At 67.5% G+C, this 17,785-nt stretch carries 18 protein-coding genes; 6 read left to right on the top strand and 12 right to left on the bottom strand.

Annotated features, from left to right (window positions below):
- Nucleotides 1-197: 197 nt before the first annotated feature.
- From ACYPYD_RS10010 to ACYPYD_RS10030, 5 genes are all read left to right on the top strand, one after another.
- A complete protein-coding gene (locus ACYPYD_RS10010; RefSeq protein ID WP_008831937.1) occupies nucleotides 198-1,136 on the top strand; it encodes a LysR family transcriptional regulator in 939 nt (312 codons plus the stop codon).
- Between the two features lie 94 nt (nucleotides 1,137-1,230).
- Nucleotides 1,231-1,383, top strand: coding sequence for a hypothetical protein (locus tag ACYPYD_RS10015; protein ID WP_172705143.1), 153 nt, complete (start codon nucleotides 1,231-1,233; stop codon nucleotides 1,381-1,383).
- Entirely contained in the window at nucleotides 1,383-1,784 is a 402-nt protein-coding gene (locus ACYPYD_RS10020) for a hypothetical protein (protein ID WP_008831936.1), read from the top strand. Before ACYPYD_RS10015 ends, ACYPYD_RS10020 begins: the two co-directional genes overlap by 1 nt.
- Before the next feature lie 99 nt (nucleotides 1,785-1,883).
- The gene (locus ACYPYD_RS10025) at nucleotides 1,884-2,222 is read left to right on the top strand and encodes a UrcA family protein (protein WP_008831935.1); all 339 of its coding nucleotides are present in this window, start codon (nucleotides 1,884-1,886) and stop codon (nucleotides 2,220-2,222) included.
- A gap of 328 nt (nucleotides 2,223-2,550) precedes the next feature.
- On the top strand, nucleotides 2,551-3,570 hold the full coding sequence (locus ACYPYD_RS10030) for a class 1 fructose-bisphosphatase (RefSeq protein ID WP_036525317.1): 1,020 nt from the start codon (nucleotides 2,551-2,553) through the stop codon (nucleotides 3,568-3,570).
- Between the two features lie 61 nt (nucleotides 3,571-3,631).
- On the opposite strand, the gene ACYPYD_RS10035 is transcribed toward ACYPYD_RS10030, so the two are convergent.
- From ACYPYD_RS10035 to ACYPYD_RS10045, 3 genes are all read right to left on the bottom strand, one after another.
- Nucleotides 3,632-4,249, bottom strand: a complete 618-nt coding sequence (locus tag ACYPYD_RS10035) for a TetR/AcrR family transcriptional regulator (RefSeq protein WP_036525054.1) — start codon at nucleotides 4,247-4,249, stop codon at nucleotides 3,632-3,634.
- Between the two features lie 60 nt (nucleotides 4,250-4,309).
- Nucleotides 4,310-5,707, bottom strand: a complete 1,398-nt coding sequence (locus ACYPYD_RS10040) for a carbohydrate porin (RefSeq protein ID WP_459662971.1) — start codon at nucleotides 5,705-5,707, stop codon at nucleotides 4,310-4,312.
- Nucleotides 5,708-5,814: 107 nt separating this feature from the next.
- On the bottom strand, nucleotides 5,815-8,244 hold the full coding sequence (locus ACYPYD_RS10045) for a glucose/quinate/shikimate family membrane-bound PQQ-dependent dehydrogenase (RefSeq protein ID WP_459662973.1): 2,430 nt from the start codon (nucleotides 8,242-8,244) through the stop codon (nucleotides 5,815-5,817).
- Between the two features lie 174 nt (nucleotides 8,245-8,418).
- On the opposite strand from ACYPYD_RS10045, the gene ACYPYD_RS10050 reads away from it, so the two are divergent.
- The gene (locus ACYPYD_RS10050) at nucleotides 8,419-9,735 is read left to right on the top strand and encodes an NAD(P)/FAD-dependent oxidoreductase (RefSeq protein ID WP_459662975.1); all 1,317 of its coding nucleotides are present in this window, start codon (nucleotides 8,419-8,421) and stop codon (nucleotides 9,733-9,735) included.
- Here the strand turns inward: ACYPYD_RS10050 and speD are convergent.
- From speD to ACYPYD_RS10095, 9 genes are all read right to left on the bottom strand, one after another.
- A complete protein-coding gene (gene speD / locus ACYPYD_RS10055) occupies nucleotides 9,698-10,096 on the bottom strand; it encodes an adenosylmethionine decarboxylase (protein ID WP_008833335.1) in 399 nt (132 codons plus the stop codon). The two genes, ACYPYD_RS10050 and speD, sit on opposite strands and share 38 nt — an antisense overlap.
- Nucleotides 10,097-10,098: 2 nt before the next feature.
- Nucleotides 10,099-11,715 carry an FAD-dependent oxidoreductase gene (locus tag ACYPYD_RS10060; protein WP_459662976.1) on the bottom strand — a complete coding sequence of 539 codons (1,617 nt, stop codon included), beginning with the start codon at nucleotides 11,713-11,715 and terminating at the stop codon, nucleotides 10,099-10,101.
- Nucleotides 11,705-13,255, bottom strand: coding sequence for a polyamine aminopropyltransferase (locus ACYPYD_RS10065; protein ID WP_459662978.1), 1,551 nt, complete (start codon nucleotides 13,253-13,255; stop codon nucleotides 11,705-11,707). The genes ACYPYD_RS10060 and ACYPYD_RS10065 overlap by 11 nt, the downstream gene beginning before the upstream one ends.
- A 5-nt stretch (nucleotides 13,256-13,260) precedes the next feature.
- Nucleotides 13,261-13,470 carry a DUF350 domain-containing protein gene (locus tag ACYPYD_RS10070; RefSeq protein ID WP_036525045.1) on the bottom strand — a complete coding sequence of 70 codons (210 nt, stop codon included), beginning with the start codon at nucleotides 13,468-13,470 and terminating at the stop codon, nucleotides 13,261-13,263.
- A gap of 18 nt (nucleotides 13,471-13,488) precedes the next feature.
- On the bottom strand, nucleotides 13,489-13,635 hold the full coding sequence (locus ACYPYD_RS10075; protein ID WP_197524483.1) for a hypothetical protein: 147 nt from the start codon (nucleotides 13,633-13,635) through the stop codon (nucleotides 13,489-13,491).
- A complete protein-coding gene (locus tag ACYPYD_RS10080) occupies nucleotides 13,632-14,879 on the bottom strand; it encodes a DUF4178 domain-containing protein (protein WP_459662980.1) in 1,248 nt (415 codons plus the stop codon). The genes ACYPYD_RS10075 and ACYPYD_RS10080 overlap by 4 nt, the downstream gene beginning before the upstream one ends.
- Nucleotides 14,876-15,541, bottom strand: coding sequence for a DUF4178 domain-containing protein (locus ACYPYD_RS10085; RefSeq protein ID WP_459662981.1), 666 nt, complete (start codon nucleotides 15,539-15,541; stop codon nucleotides 14,876-14,878). The genes ACYPYD_RS10080 and ACYPYD_RS10085 overlap by 4 nt, the downstream gene beginning before the upstream one ends.
- 19 nt (nucleotides 15,542-15,560) lie before the next feature.
- A complete protein-coding gene (locus ACYPYD_RS10090; protein WP_459662983.1) occupies nucleotides 15,561-16,544 on the bottom strand; it encodes an SPFH domain-containing protein in 984 nt (327 codons plus the stop codon).
- Between the two features lie 91 nt (nucleotides 16,545-16,635).
- Nucleotides 16,636-17,595, bottom strand: coding sequence for an alpha/beta fold hydrolase (locus ACYPYD_RS10095; protein WP_459662985.1), 960 nt, complete (start codon nucleotides 17,593-17,595; stop codon nucleotides 16,636-16,638).
- Nucleotides 17,596-17,785: the final 190 nt, after the last annotated feature.

Here is a 17,785-nt window from a genome sequence, read left to right on the forward strand (position 1 = left end):
CGCGAAGGCGGGAATCCATCTCCAGACCTCGCCTGTTGGACGGTCATAAGATGGGTCGATGACAGCGATACAATTGAGAGTGATCAGGCGTAGAGGGCCCTTAGGTGCCGTTAAGTACCGTCTGGGTGCCATCCAATCAGGGGCGCTTCATAAATTGCATCTATGACCCGGCTTTCGGACCGGCTACCCCTGTTGCCATGAGCGACGACACCCCGCTGACCGACCGTAAATTCGCCAGCCGGGTGGACTGGAACCTCATGCGCACATTCGTCGACATCGTGCGCGCCGGGGGGATCGGCGCGGCGGCAAGGGAACTCAACAAGCAGCAGCCGAGCATATCGGCTGCGCTCAAGCGGCTCGAGGACCACGTCGGCACCACCTTGCTGGTCCGCTCGGCGAACGGCGTCGAGATGACGGCGGCGGGCAAGGCGATGATGGCGCTGTGCGAGGACATGCTGGAATCCGCCCGCCTCGTGCCGCACCAGATCGCGCAGGCCATCCGCCGGGTCGAGGGGATCGTGCGCATCCAGATCGTTTCGGCCATCGTCTCGGCCGAGTTCGACGAGGCCATCGCCAGCTTCCACCGCCGCCATCCCGGCATTCGCATCGAAATCCGCGTTTCCTCCTGGCGGCAGGTGCTCGATGCGCTGGAACGCGGCGAGGTGGAGGTCGGCATCGGCTATGATAACAGCGTGCGCGGCGGGCTGGTCTACGAACCTCTGTTCGTCGAGCGCCAGCAGCTTTACTGCGGCCGCAGCCACCCGATGTTCGGCTATCGCATCAGCCAGCCGCGCGAGTTGAAGGACGAGGCGTTCGTCCTCGGCGGCGAGGACGAGATCGAGATCGTCACCCACTTGCGCCGCCGCTACGGGCTGGGTGCGCGCGTGACGGGCCTGGCGCAGGACATCAACGAGGCCCGGCGGCTGATCGTCTGCGGCGTGGGCATCGGCTTCCTGCCTGTCCCGGCGGTGCGCGCGGAGATCGAGCGGGGGCTGCTCTGGCCTCTGCTGCACGCGGACTTCGAGCCGTCGTACGAAATCTTCCTCCTCGCCCGCGCGGAGCCGGAGCGGGATACCGCCACGCAACTGTTCATCGACGAGGTTTTCCGCCGCATTCGGGCGATTCCTCGCGCATAGATGAAATCTATGCCCTTCATTGCAAATTTGTGTCTGCCGTGACGATCGGCGGCGCGTCACCTTTGTTTCCCTGGGGAAAAGGTGACTGCCGAGCATGCGTAAAGCCACGAAGTTCCAGTTCCGAGCCAAGGAAATCCGCCCTTCCAGTATGGGCGCGGCGGTTCTCAGGTTGCTGCGGGACGGCATCGCGGCACGCGCGCAGGCAGTAGGCTCCGTCCCCGCATCGCGTCCCAAGGGGCATTCGTGATGCGGCGGGAGGTGTTCTCCGCAGAAAACCGTCGCCGCATGGCCATCATGATGGCGGCAGCGGCGTCTTTTACGATCGGCACCTCCAACGCCATGGCAGCCTCCGGCCCGGCCACGAAGCTGGTGCCGTGCGGTGAAAGTAGCTGCCTGCAAGTTTCCGGCCACCGCTCCGATCCTTCTTCCCCGGTGCACATCAACGGCCGTCCTGTGACTGTCGAGGGTGGCAAGGCGTGGAAGGTAGTGTTGCCCTTGCAGACGGTGCGAGTCTGGTCCGCCCCTATCGCGCGGACCATCGCCGTCAGCGTGAGCGATGCCGACGCGCCCGGCACGCAGCAGGCCGAGTTGCCGATCGGTCTGCTCGGCCACGTCACCGAACTCGCACTGGTGGTACGCGGCCGCTGAATCCGGCCGATATCGGTAGATTGTCAGTTCCCCTGCAGAGCGCTATGACGTATGCGGCCGCCGTCCGAGTGGTCCTCGACATGTGTGCAGGAGATGATGATGAAGATTGGCCTGATGGCGCTCGCCGCCTGTGCCCTTACCGTTGCCGGTTCGGCTTCGGCAGCGACCGACGAAAACCCCTTTGCCCGCGATCAGGTCATGCTTGACCTCAAGGGTCTCGACCTTGCCACCACCGATGGCCAGCAGCGCCTCGCGATCCGCATGGACCAGGCTGCCCGCTCGGTCTGCGGCGAGGGTATGGCCCGCGTCCATCTCATGGCCGAGCGCAAGGCTCAGGACTGCCGCGCGGCGGTGAAGGCGGACATCCGCACCCGCATCGAAGCGCGCATGGCAACGGCCTCCACCCCCTCGCGCGTGCAACTCGCCAGCGCCCGCTGAGCGAAGTTGCCCGGCCGGTGATGCGCTCCGATTCGCGGGGGCGCGCCGGAACGGGCCTGCGATGAAGACATCTTCGCGCGGCGGTGATCCGCCGCGCTTTTCTTTTGCGCATCCGCGAACACCGGAAAACCGGACAGGACAAGTTGTCGCTGCGGCGAATTGCCTCCGTCGGATCGTGACCCGGTGCGGTTGAAGTAGCGTTTTGCGCAAGTTTCGCGCATGGTCGCCGCGTCGCGGAGAAACGGGGGAGGCGTGACGGCGCATCCCTGCCGCTCTTCATGCACCTTCAGATACGCCGTCCCGGCGCAGCGCCATGCGAAAGGCCAAGATGCAACCGATCACACTGACCCGCTTCCTCATCGAACAGCAGCGGCGCGAGGACAGCGCCTGCCCTTCCGAACTGCGCCTCCTCATCGAGACGGTCGCCCGGGCCTGCAAGTCGGTGACTTTCGCGATCTCCAAGGGCGCCCTCGGCGACGTGCTGGGCACGCTCGGCTCGGAGAACGTGCAGGGCGAAGTGCAGAAGAAGCTCGACGTCATCGCCAACGAGATACTGCTCGACGCGAACGAATGGGGCGGCCACCTCGCGGCCATGGCGTCGGAGGAGATGGAGACCATCCACCGCATCCCGAACCGCTATCCCAAGGGCGAATACCTGCTGCTGTTCGATCCGATCGATGGGTCGAGCAACGTCGATGTCGATCTGTCGGTCGGCACCATCTTCTCGGTCCTGCGCGCGCCGGAGAATTCGGCCGGGCGCGAGGTGACGGAGGAGGACTTCCTCCAGCCGGGCAGCGAGCAGGTGGCCTCGGGCTACGCGATCTACGGCCCGCAGACGCTGTTGGTGCTGACGCTGGGGGCGGGTGTCTACGAATTCACGCTCGACCGTGAAATGGGCGCCTGGCGCATGACCGACGGCCCGCTGAAGATCGCATCCGGCAACAAGGAAGTCGCCATCAACATGGCCCGCCGCGCGCAGTGGTCACCGGCCATCCGGCGCTACGTCGATGCCCGCGTCGGCTGCGAGGAAGGCCCGCTGGCGGGTGAGTACAACATGCGCTGGACGGGCTCGATGGTGGCGGACATCCACCGCATTCTCAAGCGCGGCGGCGTGTTCCTCTACCCTTCCGACCACCGCAAGCCCGGCAAGGCGCGCCTGCGCCTGCTTTACGAAGCCAATCCGATGAGCTTCCTCATCGAGCAGGCCGGCGGCACCGCCATCGACGGCGAGGCGCGCATCATGGATGCCAAGCCGACCGGCCTCCACCAGCGCATCGGCGTCGTCCTCGGCGACCCGGAGGAAGTCGCTGCCCTGCTCGAGGAAGCCGGGCAGATGGCGAGCGCGTGATCGCGGTATGATCGACGGGCGGAGGCTTTGTCTTCCGCCCGTTCTTCCGGCGAGGCAGGCGTTAGCTGGCCCGGCAGTAGGCGATGACGTTGGCGACCACCTGCTCGCGACGCTTCGCCGCAGCCGCCGGGCTGGTGGTATCGACCTTGAAGATGGTCGCAAACGTATAGCGGTTGGACACGAAGTAGAACGACAGCGCGCTGATCGTCATATGCAGGTCGACCGGGTCCAGCCCCGGGCGGAACGTGCCCTCGGCGACGCCGCGTTCGATAAGGGCGCGGGTGCCGGGCAGTACCGTTTCGTTGTACGTCTCGACCACTTCGCCGACATGCGGGGCGTGTCGCATGTTCTCGTCCATCACCAGTCGCACGAGTTCCGGGTGCTCGTAGTGGTAGTCGAACGTCAGTTCCGTCAGCCGCGCCAGGGCATCGATCGCGGGCATGTCGTCCAGCCCGGCGGCGAGTTCGGCCGAGCGTATGCCGCGATAGGCTTCAGTGAGGACCGCGCGATAGAGCGCTTCCTTGCTGCCGAAGTGATAGTAGATCATCCGCTTCGACGTGGCGGTCGCGGCGGCGATCTCGTCCACGCGGGCGCCTGCGAAGCCCTTGTCCGCGAAATGGGCTGTGGCGATCGCGATGATCTCTCGCCGGTTGCGTTCGGTGAAGCCGTCATCCTGCATGGCGCGCCCTATGGCCTTTCGAGGGCCGGGGGCGCAATGCCCTCAGCCCCTTTTTAACAATCAGATCTGCATCTTGACCTGCACGCCGAGTGCCAGCGCATCGTGCGTGGTTCGGTAGGAGAAGGCGCCCGGATCGACGATGTACTGCACGTCGGGACGGATATTGAGCCAAGGCGTCATCTGCAGGCCGTAGCTCATCTCGATCGCCGTCTCGCCTTCGGGCAGGGCGGTGTAGCCGTCCGCGAGGCCGAGGAATTCGGCGTGAAGCGCGCGCAGGCGCTCGTTGACCTGCGCGTGGATCACGCCCAGCGCGAGGGTGTCGGCGTCGCGGCCCTTGAAGGTGCCCAGCTTGAGGAAACCGGCCGCGTACCAGCGGGTGATCTGCGCCGACTGCTCCGGGTTGGCGGTGAAGTGGCCGAAGATCGAGAGGCCGCGCTTGCCGTTGCCGCCCTTGTCGCGCAGGATCATCTGGTCGCCCAGCACATAGCCGCCGAAGCGACCGGTCACGCGGCCCGGGGTGCCCTGCCGGTCGGCATTGGCGGTGTCGTAGTAGAAGCCCACCTTGTAGTGGCCGGGCATCACGTGACTGCCCGGCGCGGCGCCGGGATCGTATTCCAGTTCCAGCGGCAGGACGACGCCGGTAGTCTTGCCCGCGAACGGTTTGAAGGCGTTCTTCTCCAGCCCGAGGTCGGGGTTGGTCTGGTAGACGCCGGTGCGCACGATCAGGTCGGGGCGCACCTTGTAGCGCACCGCCAGCCCCCAGCGGGCGTTGGGATAGTTATACCAGCCGGTGCTGCCGCTTTCGGACAGCGGGTGCGCGCAGAATGCCGCGTTGACGAGGTTGCAGCCGATCGACAGGCCGCCGAGGTCGTTGCCCATCGCAAAGAAGCCCGCGCGCAGGTTCAGGCGGCCGCCATCGAAATTCTGTTCCCATGTCAGTTCGCTCAGGCGCGCATAGTAGCCGCCCGCCGCTTCCTGTATCGGCAGGCGGTTGCCCACGAAGTCGGACGAGATGCCGATGCCCCGCCGGTCGTTGATGGTCACGTGAATGGCGCCGCCGTCGATCCCGGCGATCTTGTCCATGTCGAGATCCACGCCCGCGCGGATCTGCTGGACATAGGCGGTGCCCCGGCGCTGGCCGCCATCGACGTTGGAGAAGGTTTCCGAGACGTAGTCGGCGCGCACGGTGATCCCTGCGTCCTTCAGGTCGGTGCGCACACCGCCCCAGTCGCCGGTCAGCGTTTCACGCGGATGCGGCGCGTGCAGAGGTCTGGCGGTGGAGGCGGCCTGCGTGGAAGTCGGCCGATGGTCCTGCGCGGAGCCCGCAGTCGCGGCGGCGCCGGTCACGACGACATTGGTTGCGGCCTCCGCCTCGGCGTCTTCTGCCAGTGCGGTCATCGGGAAAGTGAAGGCGCAGCCTGCGGCGAGCGCTGCGAGAGAATGGATGCGACGGCCCATGGCCCCCTCCTGCTGCTGCTCCCGCGCGCGGCGAGTTCCGGCGGCGGGGCAGCTCTGTCTGGTCGTTGGAAATGGGGGGCAGGCCTCCGGCCCGCCCCCCATCAGGGTCAGGGCAGCTTGTAAGCGACCACGTAGTCGCCGCGCTGCTTGGACTGTCGGGCACCACCGGCGGTGATGACGATGTACTGCTTGCCGGTCTTCGGCGACTTGTAGCTCATCGGTCCGCCCTGGCTGCCGACGGGCAGGCGCCCCTTCCACAGCTCCTTGCCGCTGCCCGAATCGAAGGCGCGCAGGTAGAAGTCCTGGGTGCCGGCGATGAAGACGAGGCCGCCCTGCGTGGCGAGCGTGCCGCCCAGCGTCGGCATGCCGATCGGGATCGGCAGGCCCATGCGGATGCCCATCGGGCCGGTGTCTTCCACGGTGCCGACCGGGACCTGCCACTTCACCTTGCGGGTGTTCATGTCGATGGCGGTCAGGGTGCCGAACGGCGGAGCCTGGCACGGAATGCCCAGTGCCGAGAGGAAGCGGTCCTTGGTCACCGAGTAGGGCGTGCCCTTGAGCGGAACCGAGCCCATGCCGGTGTTGACGGCCTCGCCCGCGGCGCCGGCCTTGCCCTGCTGGGCCTTGGTCTGCGGGAACATCTGCACCCACAGGCCGAGGCGCATGTCGTTGGCGAAGACGGTATTGGTGGTGGGGTCGATCGACAGGCTGCCCCAGTTCATGCCGCCCAGCGAGCCGGGGAAGGCCAGCGACTTGTCCGTGCCCGGCGCGGTGTAGAGGCCTTCGTAGCGCATGCCCTTGAAGGCGATGCGGCACATCAGCTGGTCGAACGGGGTGGCGCCCCACATGTCCGCCTCGGTCAGCGTCTGCGCGCCGATCTGCGGCATCCCGACCGACCTGGGCTGGGTCGGCGAATAGGGCTCGCCGGGAATGTTGGCGGCCTTCACCGGGGTCTCGACGACCTTGGTGAGCGGCTTGCCGGTCTGCCGGTCGAGCACGTAGAGCTGGCCCGCCTTGGTGCCGATGACGACGGCGGGAACCTTGCCGCGACCCTTGACCGGGAAGTCGATCAGGCTGGGCTGCATCGGCAGGTCGAAGTCCCACAAGTCGTTGTGGACCGTCTGGTAGTGCCACTTCTCCTTGCCGGTGGTCGCGTCGAGGGCGAGCACCGAGGCGCCGTACTTGTGGTCGAGCGGGGTGCGCGGCACGCCGAACAGGTCGACCGACGAGCTGCCTACCGGCATGAACACGGTGTTGGACGCCGCATCATACGACATCGCCGACCACACGTTCGGGGTCGAGCGCGTGTAGGTCTGGCCCTTGGCGGGCATGCCGGTGATGGCGGGGTTGCCCGGGTCGAAGGCCCAGCGCAGCTTGCCGGTGATGACGTCGAAGCCGCGGATCACCCCGCCGGGCATGTCGATCTGGACGTTGTCGGCCACGCGGCCGCCGATGACGATGGTGGTGCCCGCCAGCGTCGGCGCGGCGGTCAGCTGGTACTGCGGATCGGGCGCATTGCCGAGGCCCGCGAGCAGATCGACGCGGCCATTGGTGCCGAAGCCGGTGCAGACCTTGCCGGTATCGGCGTCGAAGGCCATCAGCTTGCCGTCGATGGTGTTCATCAGGATGCGGCGTTCGCACGGCGCGCCTGCGGGCAGCGTCGCCGCCGTCACCGGGGTGGAGCCGGGCAGGCTCGGCTGTTGCAGCGGGGCCTTCGCATCGAAGTAGGCGAGGCCGCGGCAGCGCATCCAGACGGAGGCATGGGCGTTGACTTCGGCCTTCCACTTCTGCTTGCCGGTGTCGGCATCGAGCGCGATGACGTTGTTGTGGGGGGTGCAGATGTAGACGGTGTCACCCACCTGCAGCGGGGTGTCCTGGTCCTCGGCGCCATTGCCATCGCTCTCGGCGACGTCGCCGGTACGGTAGGTCCAGGCGACCTGCAGGTTCTTCACGTTGTCGCGGGTGATCTGGTCCAGCGCGACGAAGCGGCTGCCGCTGGCGGTGTTGCCGTAAGCTGCCCAGTTCTTCTGCTCGCTAGCGGCATCGACCGGGGTGAGCGCCGCTTCGACGCCCGCGAAGGGCACGGTCGGGTGCGGCGAGAACATCGCGGCGAAACCGGCCGCAGAGGCGATGCCGACGACGAGGGCGGTACCCAGTGCCGCGCGCCATGCGGGGACCATGCCTTGCGCTTTTCGCATCAGCGGCAGGGAAAGTGCCACCACGGTCATGCCGCCGCCGAGCGCCAGCAGGCGCGAGATGAGCGGCCAGAACGCGAAGCCTACTTCCCACAGCGACCACAGAATCGTGGCAAGGAAGACCGCGCCGAACAGCACGGCGCCGGTCGGGCGACGGCGGGCGATGAGGAAGCCGGACACCACCAGCGCCAGCCCTGCGAGCAGGAAGTAGAAGCTACCCCCCAGGCTCACGAGTCGCGCACCGCCGACGACGAAGAAAAGGCCCGCAGCCAAAATCACTATACCGAGCACCGCCAGCCATATGCGGCTGAGCAGGTTGCCCCCTTCAATCGAGCCGGACATGCGGCTTCTCCTCGAATTTTTCATCTCTGGGACCCTTTGCCCAATGCAATCGCGATCGGCTTGAGGTTACCCTGGAGCGACAGGAAAATCGGGCGGTGACACAACCGCTCAACGTGTGTACCAGTTAGTACATAACATTTCGCGCGGCAAGATGCCCCGAATGAAGGACTGCACGTGCAATCTCAGAAGACCCAGATCGTCATCGTCGGCGGCGGCGCCGCCGGGCTCGAACTCGCCACCCGGCTGGGTGCCCGCTATGGCCGCGCCCACCACGACATCATTCTCGTGGATGAGAACCGGACGCATATCTGGAAGCCGCTGCTGCATGAAGTGGCGGCCGGGTCGCTCGATGCGAACCTCGACGAGGTCGGCTATCGCGGCCACTGCCACAAGTGGGGCTACCGCTATTTCAAGGGCACGCTGGCGGGGATCGACCGGGCCGCGCAGCGCATCGACCTAGCCCCGATCCTCGACGATCGCGGCAACGAAGTCGTTGGCGCTCAGCAACTTCGCTACGATTACCTGGTGCTCGCCTATGGTTCGGTGACGAACGATTTCGGCACGCCGGGGGTTCGGGAGAACTGCATGTTCCTGGACCGCCGCGCCGATGCCGACCGCTTCCGCGACCGGCTGCTGGACCAGTGCCTGCGCGTCTCGCGGGCGATGCTGGCGGACGAGGCGAGCGACGCGCGGGTGCGGGTATCGATCGTCGGCGGCGGCGCCACCGGTGTCGAACTCGCCGCCGAACTTTTCAATGCCGCCGACGCGCTGGGCTACTACGGGCTGGAGGTGTTCGACCGTGGCCGCCTCAAGGTCACGCTGGTCGAGGCGGGGCCGCGAATCCTGCCCGCGCTGCCTGAACGACTCGCCGAGTCGGCACGGGACGAGCTGCAGAACCTGGGCGTGCGCGTCCGCACGGCGACGCCCATCGTCGAAAGCACCAGCGCAGGCATGATCACCGGCGAGGGCGAACTGATCGAGGCCGACCTCCAGGTATGGGCCGCAGGCGTCAAGGCGAAGCCGATCGCGGGCGGGCTCGACGGCCTCGAACTGTCACGCTCCGGGCAGGTGGTGGTCTCCCCCACCCTGCAGAGCGTGACCGATCCCAAGATCTTCGCATTGGGGGACTGCGCGTTCTGCATGCTCCCCGGCCGCGATCGTCCCATCCCGCCGCGCGCGCAGGCGGCGCACCAGATGGCGGCGACCGCGTTCGACAACCTCAGGCGGCTGATGGACGGCAAGCCGCTCAGGGATTTCGACTACCGGGACCGTGGCTCGCTGGTTTCGCTCAGCCGGTTCTCGACGGTGGGTACGCTGATGGGCAACCTCGTCGGCGGGCGCATGGCGGTGGAGGGGCGACTGGCGCGGATGATCTACCTGTCGCTGTACCGGATGCATCTGATCGCGATCCATGGCTGGCTGAAAGGCACCGCGCTGATCGCGGTAGGCCACGTCAATCGCGTGGTGAGACCTCGCCTGAAACTCCATTGACGGCGACGGCCGGGCGCAGGCGCGGAATGAGCCGCCGCTCGCGCACGCTCGCCTGAAAACGGGCGCAGATGACACGCAAGGCGGCCTCGGGATCGGCTTCCTCTCCGCAGACGAACAGGTCGACGGCGGCGAGGCCATCCTCGGGCCAGGTGTGGATCGAGATGTGCGATTCCGCGAGCAGCGCCACTCCGGTGACGCCCATGCCCGCGCCGAAGTGATGCAGCCGCACGTCGAGGATGGTCAGCCGCGCTGCCGCAGCGGCTTCGCGTAGCGCATGTTCCACCCGCTCGACGTCGTCCAGCCCGTCGGCTGCGACTAGGTCGGCGATGAGATGGACGCTCGTTCCGGCGCGGTGAGTCATGGTCAGGCGATGCTCTGGAAGGCATGGCCAAGGTGGGCCAGCGCCGTTTCGGCGGCGGTCACGCCGTGGTGATGGGCTTCCTCGAACAGCGACAGGCCGCTGAGGTCGGAATGCGCGAACAGCACCGGCGGCCGCGCGGCGCGGGCGGCAAGGCGGGCCGGGTCGGACAGGAAGCCCGGTGTGGGCCGGATCATGGCATGGCCCCAGCGCCACAGGTCGATGCGCTCGATCGCGCCGTCGAGGTCGGGGTTCATGGCCAGCAGGTCGTCGCGCACGATGTCCTGCCAGCGTTCCAGTGAGCGGGTCATCATGATCTTGCGGGCCTCCTCGGGCGTCTCGCGCGATAAGGGCATGTACCATGTCAGCACCGTAGGTCCCGAGGCGGCGCTGGCGGTTTGATGCGTGGCGACCACGTAGCCGAGCGCGTCGCTGGCGGACGAGACATTGTCCCATGCGAGGGATACGCCCTTGCCCGCCGGTGGCCGCGAAACGGTGACGTTGGCGACGACCCAGGGCGCGTACGAGAAACCTCCGCTCGCGCACAGTGTCGGTGCCACGCGCGCGGCGACGAAATGCGGCATGGCGAGGATCGCGACTTTCGCGCGCAGGTGCCGACTGCGGCCTGTGGCGTGGTCGAAAACGTCCAGTTCGGCGAGACCGTCGGTGGTGGCGGCGACGCGCAACACGCTGCGGGCCGGGCGCAGGTTCCCCCGGATACGCGCCGCCATCAGGCCCGCCAGCCGGTCGTTGCCTTCGGGCCATGTGAGTTCGCGGTCGCCGTCGCCGTTCGCGGCCCAGCCGCGCCGTGCAGCGAAGTAGTGGATGCCCGCCCAGGCCGAGACATGCTCCGGCTCGGCTCCGTAGTCGTCGCGGCAGCAATAGCGCAAGTATGCGCGCAGGGCCGGGGCGGTGAAACCCTCGGCGTCGAGCCATTCGGCGAAGTTATGCCGATCGAGCGCGGTGAAGCGCGGGTCGGTGCTCGACAGGGGGGAGGGGACGGCAAAGGCAGGCCGTCCGTCCGCGCCCACAGCGCCGCGATAGTCCGCCATGCGCCGTTCGAACGCGCGGCGTTGTGCCTGCTGCGCGGGAGGGAGGCCGGTTTGCGGGAAGAGGCCCTCCTGCCACTCGCCTCGCCAGAGCAGGCGTTCTTCCAGATCGGCGCAAAGCTGGTAGGGATCGTAGACCGGGCCGTCGGCCGTATCGTCCACGATCATGCCGAAGCCGCGCAGCATGTGGCGCAGCGCCTTCGCCTCGCGATTCGGGACCGGCAGGTAATGGGCGCCAAGCGGATAGGCGCTGACCGCATTGCGGCCCGACCGGGCATTGCCGCCGGTGTGGTCCTCCAGTTCGAAAACGGCGAAGTCGCCGAAACCCGCTTCCGCCAGCCGCCAGCCCGCCGCCAGCCCGGCGACGCCGCCGCCTGCGATGACGACGTCGATGTGCTCGACCGGGCCTTCCGGCGCGGGAAAGGCACCGTCGCGCAGGCGGTGGCCGCGCTGCCAGTCGGCGCCGCCCAGGGTTCCGGCCATGGCGGGTCGGCTGCAGCCGCCGAGCAGCGAGGCACCAACGGCTGCCGAGCCGCCTGCAAGAACCGCGCGCCGACTGGCATCAACCTTCATAATGGCCCCATTCGCGCGCGAAGCTGCGCACCAGCGCCTGGTTGTCGAGCCGGTTCACCGGGGTCGGACGGCGCGCCATGTCGGGCGGAAAGTCGAACATCGCGCGTTCGCTCGATGGGGTCAGGAAGCGCAGGCGGGGCGGCAGGCGCACGGCTTCGGCAAGGGGGCGATGCGCGGCAAGGGTGAAGCCCCATTCGCCGAAGCTGGGAACATAGGCGTGGTAGCCTCGCGCACGCAGCCCTGCGGCTTCCAGTGTGGTGGCGACCGTCCAGTAGGATTCGGGCGCGACCAGCGGCGAAGTGCTCTGTACCGTCATCACGCCGTCCGGCGCGAGCAGCCGGGCGACTTCGCGGTAGAAGCTCTCCGTATAGAGCTTGCCCAGCGAGAATTCGGTCGGATCGGGAAAGTCCACGATTACCGCGTCATACGTGCCGCGCGCCTCGCGAACCCAGCGGAACGCATCGGCATTGTGGACGTGCATCCGGGGCGAGGACAGCGACCCGGCGTTCAGCGCCGCCAGTTGCGGCGTGTCGCGGAACAGGCGCGTCATCTCCGGGTCGAGATCGACGAGGGTGACATGCCGCACGCGCGGGTCGCGCAGCACTTCGCGGGCGGCCAGACCGTCGCCGCCGCCGAGGATCAGAACGGCGCTCGGGCGGGCGACGCGGCCGAGCACCGGCCAGACCAGCGCCTCGTGGTAGCGGTACTCGTCGTGGGTGGAGAACTGCAGGTTACCGTTGAGGTAGAGCCGCAGGTCCTCTCCCCGCCGGGTCAGCACCATGCGCTGGTAAGGCGTCGAGCGGGCATAGATCACCGGCTCGCCGTAGAAGGCGACCTCGGACCAGCGCTGCATCCGGTCGGCGGCGAGAAGTCCGGCAACGAGGCTGGCGGCCACGGCCAGCGCGGCGATGACGTCCACCGCGATCCGGCGCTGCCCGCGCAGCGCGACCAGCAGGGCGAGGGCCACGGCGACATTGGCGAGACCGAAGACGAACCCCGTGCGCATCATGCCCAGCCAGGGCACCAGCACCAGCGGGAACAGCAGCGAGGCGATCAGTGCGCCGACGTAGTCATAGGTCAGGACGTTGGAGACCAGTTCGCGAAAGGCGAAGCGGTGGCGCAGGATGCGGATCAGGAGCGGGATCTCAAGCCCCACCAGCACGCCGATCGCCAGCACCAGCGCGTAGAGCGCGATGCGGAAATCCCCCACCAGCGGGAAGAGCAGGAACAGCCCGGCCGCCGACCATCCGCCGAGAGCGGCGATCAGGATTTCCACGCGCACGAACACGCCCATCTCGTCGCGCCTGACGTGGCGGGACAGCCAGCTGCCGACGCCCATGGCGAACAGATAAGTCCCGATCACCGTCGAGAACTGGGTGACGCTGTCGCCCAGCAGGTAGCTGGCGAGGGTGCCCGCGAGCAGTTCGTAGATCAGCCCGCAGGTCGCGACCACCAGCACCGAGACGAGCAGGATCACCGCCAGCGAGGCAGGCGCGCGCTCCGAGGCGTCGGCCGGGACGAGAGGGTCGGCTTCAGCCACGATGGTCAGCCATGGATGGCGGCGGCGATGATGTTGGAGATGCCCAGGGCCACCGCGCCCGCCAGCAAGGCGACGGCCATGTTGCGGCGCTCGATGATCTCGCGCCACAGTTCGCCGGGGGTCAGCTTGTCGACCAGCACGAAGCTGAACACGAATATCACGATGCCGAGTGCGGCATAGAGCAGGGTGGCGAGGAAGACCGAGAGTGTCAGCATGGGCCGTCTCCTTGAAGGTTACTTGTGCGTCGGGCCGTAGGAGCCGCCCGCGTGCATGGGCCGCTCCTCGTCGGAGAAAGGCGACCAGGCATAGTACGATGCGCTGAGGCACCCGGCCATGACCATCGCGATCCACAGCAGGAACAGGATCAGGCGCGGCGTCATGCGCCGTTCTCCGCGCGGTAGCGGCGCCACACCGCGATGCAGGGGAACAGGAACAGCAGCACCGCCGCCGTCCACCAGTTGCCCCAGGGAAGGGCGCCGGTCTCCGCCTCGATCGAGACGGAGACCGTCTCGGGCAGCGAGGACCATCCCGAGGTATTCGGCGGCGGGTCGCTGGGCCAGCCGTGGGCGGCGGCATCGACGTAAAGGTCGTACGTGCCGCGCGGAACCTTGCCGAGCAGGGTGGTGCCCTTGCGGCTGCCCTCGGTCCACGCCCCGTCGCTGTCGTAGCCGGAATAATGCTCGACGATGCCGTAGCCGTCGATCGACTGGCCGGTGGCACGATCGACGAGGCTGTAGTCGAGATCGACCCAGCGGTTATCGAAATCGCTGCCGCGCGCGGTGACGGTGACGAACTGCCATGGGCGGCGGACGGTGAGGGTGCCGATCTTCACGCCCTCGCGCGTGGCGGCGAAGGGGGCATCGATGCTGCCGGAGGCGCGCTCCACCGGGCCGGAGATCAGCACCATCGCCAGCAGCAGCGCGACGAGAGCTGCGCAGGCGAGGCCAAACATCGTCGGCAGGTCGTCGAAGATGCCGGGCGACGGTACGGGACTACGGACGGCGCGCTTTGCTTTCAGGGGAACGAGGCCGAATGCCTCGGCGACGGTGCCGTCTTCCAGCGGGACAAGCTGGGTCCAGTTGACCTCCCCGCCACCGCCTTCGCGCGACAGCACGGTGTCGCCGCGTTCGTAGAGGGCCGCTTCCACAGTGTCGCCTGCACGCACGCGCCAGTAGAACTCGCCGAGCACGGCAGTGGTTTCGCTGGTCGATGCCTCGCCGTCGCGCGTGTAGCGTTCGCCGCGCCAGGTCACGGTGTCGTCGTCGCCTTCGGGCAGGTCGAGCAGCATAGTGCCGAACTGCCATTCGCGATCGCTCAGGACCAGCCAGCGATAGCCCGCGTAAGGGTTGAAAAGAAGGTACTCTTCCCAGGTATAACCCGAATCCCGCCGCCGCAGCGCGCCGACGGCCTCCCATTCGACGTCGAACAGGGTGCCGCGCCTGCCGGGCGACAGGCGGAAGCCTCGGGCGGCCTTGTCATGCGCCTCGATGAGCGCGACTTCGGGGCGGGCGATGTCGAGCAGCGAGCCGCAATAGCTGCAGGCGAGGTTGACGCTGAGCCCCGCCGCGCGCACTTCCAGCGTGCCGCCGCAGTTCGGACAGGCGACCGTGCGCACGGCGGTCATCGCATCAGCTCGCGCGGGATGGTCCACCCGTCGATCGCACGCAAGTTGGAGGGCGCGAGCGAGGCGAGGTCGCTGTAATAGCCCAGCCAGACCGATGCCTCCCGCGCATCGCGCTGCAGGCTTACCGCTTCACGGTTGGGGCCGCGAAAGTCGATGCTGGTCATCGTGCGACCCGGAAGCGTCGGGAACGGCAGGTCCCCCTCGCTGCCGAGGCATTCGGCCTCCTTGCCGTCGATCGCGAGGAGGGTGACGCCTTCCACCATGAGACGGGCACCGACCACGATTTCCCCGCCTGCTGCGAAGTCCTGGATCATCGGCTGTTCGAGGAGGTCGGCGCGCGCGGCGGTCAGCATGAACGCCCCCATCGCCTCGCCCAGCCAGCGCTCGGTGCCGTCGCCGCCATCGAGCAGCCACTCGTTCCACGAACCATCCGCCCAGCCCCAGCGGACCCGGCCGACGACGGTGAGCACAAGCCCCTCGACGCGCAGGCTCGTGCCCAGCTGGATCGGCGAGACATCGGGCGGCAGGACCGCAACCTTGCCGACGTCCTGCACCTCCAGCCCGTCGCGCAGGAGCAGCGACTGGCAATAGGCGCAGGTCGAATAGGGCAGGGCAGCGCTGCGCACAGGCAGGGCCGCGCCGCATGAAGGACAGTTGCTCACGTCTCCCCCCGAAGACGCGTCAGCGGATGCGCGAGAGAAGCTCGGCCTTCTTGGCGTCGAACTCCTCCTGGCTGAGCGCGCCCAGGGTCACCAGCTTGTGCAGTTTTTCGATGGTGGCGATGGGGTCCTCGGCGGGAGCGGCGGCCGTAGCCTGCGTGCCGAGGCCCTGAGCCATGGCGCCGCCGAGCGCCGTCGCTGCGGCCACGCCCGCGCCGATCCCGGCCACCGATCCGCCTTCCTGCCCGGCTGCGGCCTCGATGGCCTCCGCCGCCTGGAAGCGGGTGTAGTTGCCGAGGTCGCCCAGCACGCGCATCGAGGAGCCCTTGTCGAAATGGGCCTGCACTTCCTCCGGAAGCGAGATGCTCTCGACGTAGAAGGAGAGGCAGGTCAGGCCCCACTGCGCGAAGGCCTTGTCGACTTCCACGCGGATGCGTTCGGAGAGCGCCTGCTGGTTGGCCGCGAGATCGAGGAACGGCACCCCGCCGCCGCCGAGCGCGGTGGCGATCGCAGTCTGGATCGCGGCGCGCAGTTGCGGCTCGAGAGACGCAGTGCTGACGCCGTCGAGCGTGCCGAGGATCCGGTCCACGAACGGCTCGACCGCGGCGATGCGGAACGAATAGGAGCCGAAGGCGCGCAGGCGCAGCGGGCCGAATTCGGCGTCGCGTACCGTCACCGGCTGGCCGGTGCCCCACTTCAGGCCCTGTTGCTCCTTGAACGACAGGAACACGACGTCCGACTTGAACGGCGAGCGAAAGCCCTTGTCCCAGTGCATCAGGCTGGTGAGCACCGGCAGGTTCGCGGTATCGAGCCGGTGCAGGCCGGATTCGAAGGTATCCGCCAGATTGCCTTCGTTGATGAACAGCGCCGTCTGGCCTTCGCGCACGGTCAGCTGGGCGCCGTTCTGGATTTCGCGATCCTCGAACGGGACGCGCCAGGCGAGGTCGCCGGGACGCTCCAGCCAGTCGATGACATCGACGAACTGCTTCTTCAGAAAACCGAACATTGGATCGCCCACTTCCGCCAGATGCCCGCAGCGTATCCGCAGTTCGTCGGGATGAAAAGGGAAATGGAAACAGGGATATCAGCCTGCCGGGTCAGAGGATCGGACGGAGAAAATCGGCGATCGCGGCGGACCACTGCCCGGGCTGCTGATCGACGATGTCGATGCCGCCGCCCTGCAGTTCCACCAGCTTGAAATCCGGGCGCATTTCCTTGGCTTTCAGGGCCGACTGGTAGAGCATGTCGCCGGTGTTGGTCAGAAGCAGCGTGGGCTGGCGGATCTTCATCAACGGTCCCTCCTGTCGGTAGGTCAGGCCCGCATTGTGGCCGTACCAGTAGGCACCGCGCTGGAAGGCGAGCATGGCCTGCACGACATAGTCGCTGATGCGCTCGGGGCTGATCGTGCCCATCGCATAGCGCTCGCGCGCCTCGGCCAACTGGTTCATGTGGGCGGCATGCGGCAGTGCCCGGAACGCGCGCTCGCGTCCGCCGATGTCGGCGATCAGGGCGGCCCGCTGCTCCTCGGGAATGAAGAGGGGGCCGCAGATGACGTTGGCGATGACACGGTCGGGGAACCGGACCGCGACTTCGTTGGTCACCAGCGCCCCGGTATGATGGCCGACGACCGCCGCCCGCCGGATGCCGAGCGCGTCGAGCACGGCCGGCACCACCACGGCATAGTCGCTGACAGCAGGTTCGAACGGCGGTTTGTCGGACAGGCCGAAACCGGGCAGGTCGATGGCGATCGGACGGAAGCCGTGGGCCACCAGCGGGGCGAAGACACGGTCGAACTGGTTGGCGGTCATTACGGCCTGATGGAGCAGGACCAGCGGCCGTCCTTTTACCGCGTCGAGGTAGTGGATCTGGCCATAGGGTCCATCGGCATAGGCGCGGCGCATCTTCACCTCGCCGGTAGCGGTAGCGGGAGCGAGAGGCGCGGGCGCCTTGTCCGCCGCTGCCGCCGGGCGTGTAGCCAGCGAGGTGGCGACCACGCCTGCGCCCAATACTTGCCCCAATACCTGCATCGCCCGGCGACGTTCCAGAAACTCGTCCATGCAGCCCTTTCGATAAATCCGTACTGGTCACTGCAGAGTGCAGTTCCTGCGCCCGGAGCCCACATGTCATGCGGAGTTTGACCGCTCCTCGGCGACGGATGAGTGGCAGGGATGCACCTGCAAGCGGCGATTATTGGGAGATGTCCATATGTATTTACCCTAGGTAAACCATGTTTCACTAGGCGAGGAT

Source organism: Novosphingobium sp. 11B, assembly GCF_054589055.1.

What these genes read in the sequence shown, in the direction of transcription:
- ACYPYD_RS10010 (WP_008831937.1), top strand. Translation starts at nt 198, where the DNA reads ATGAGCGACGACACCCCGCTGACCGACCGTAAATTCGCCAGCCGGGTG.
- ACYPYD_RS10015 (WP_172705143.1), top strand. Translation starts at nt 1,231, where the DNA reads ATGCGTAAAGCCACGAAGTTCCAGTTCCGAGCCAAGGAAATCCGCCCT.
- ACYPYD_RS10020 (WP_008831936.1), top strand. Translation starts at nt 1,383, where the DNA reads ATGCGGCGGGAGGTGTTCTCCGCAGAAAACCGTCGCCGCATGGCCATC.
- ACYPYD_RS10025 (WP_008831935.1), top strand. Translation starts at nt 1,884, where the DNA reads ATGAAGATTGGCCTGATGGCGCTCGCCGCCTGTGCCCTTACCGTTGCC.
- ACYPYD_RS10030 (WP_036525317.1), top strand. Translation starts at nt 2,551, where the DNA reads ATGCAACCGATCACACTGACCCGCTTCCTCATCGAACAGCAGCGGCGC.
- ACYPYD_RS10035 (WP_036525054.1), bottom strand. Translation starts at nt 4,249, where the DNA reads ATGCAGGATGACGGCTTCACCGAACGCAACCGGCGAGAGATCATCGCG.
- ACYPYD_RS10040 (WP_459662971.1), bottom strand. Translation starts at nt 5,707, where the DNA reads ATGGGCCGTCGCATCCATTCTCTCGCAGCGCTCGCCGCAGGCTGCGCC.
- ACYPYD_RS10045 (WP_459662973.1), bottom strand. Translation starts at nt 8,244, where the DNA reads ATGTCCGGCTCGATTGAAGGGGGCAACCTGCTCAGCCGCATATGGCTG.
- speD (WP_008833335.1), bottom strand. Translation starts at nt 10,096, where the DNA reads ATGACTCACCGCGCCGGAACGAGCGTCCATCTCATCGCCGACCTAGTC.
- ACYPYD_RS10060 (WP_459662976.1), bottom strand. Translation starts at nt 11,715, where the DNA reads ATGAAGGTTGATGCCAGTCGGCGCGCGGTTCTTGCAGGCGGCTCGGCA.
- ACYPYD_RS10070 (WP_036525045.1), bottom strand. Translation starts at nt 13,470, where the DNA reads ATGCTGACACTCTCGGTCTTCCTCGCCACCCTGCTCTATGCCGCACTC.
- ACYPYD_RS10075 (WP_197524483.1), bottom strand. Translation starts at nt 13,635, where the DNA reads ATGACGCCGCGCCTGATCCTGTTCCTGCTGTGGATCGCGATGGTCATG.
- ACYPYD_RS10080 (WP_459662980.1), bottom strand. Translation starts at nt 14,879, where the DNA reads ATGACCGCCGTGCGCACGGTCGCCTGTCCGAACTGCGGCGGCACGCTG.
- ACYPYD_RS10090 (WP_459662983.1), bottom strand. Translation starts at nt 16,544, where the DNA reads ATGTTCGGTTTTCTGAAGAAGCAGTTCGTCGATGTCATCGACTGGCTG.
- ACYPYD_RS10095 (WP_459662985.1), bottom strand. Translation starts at nt 17,595, where the DNA reads ATGGACGAGTTTCTGGAACGTCGCCGGGCGATGCAGGTATTGGGGCAA.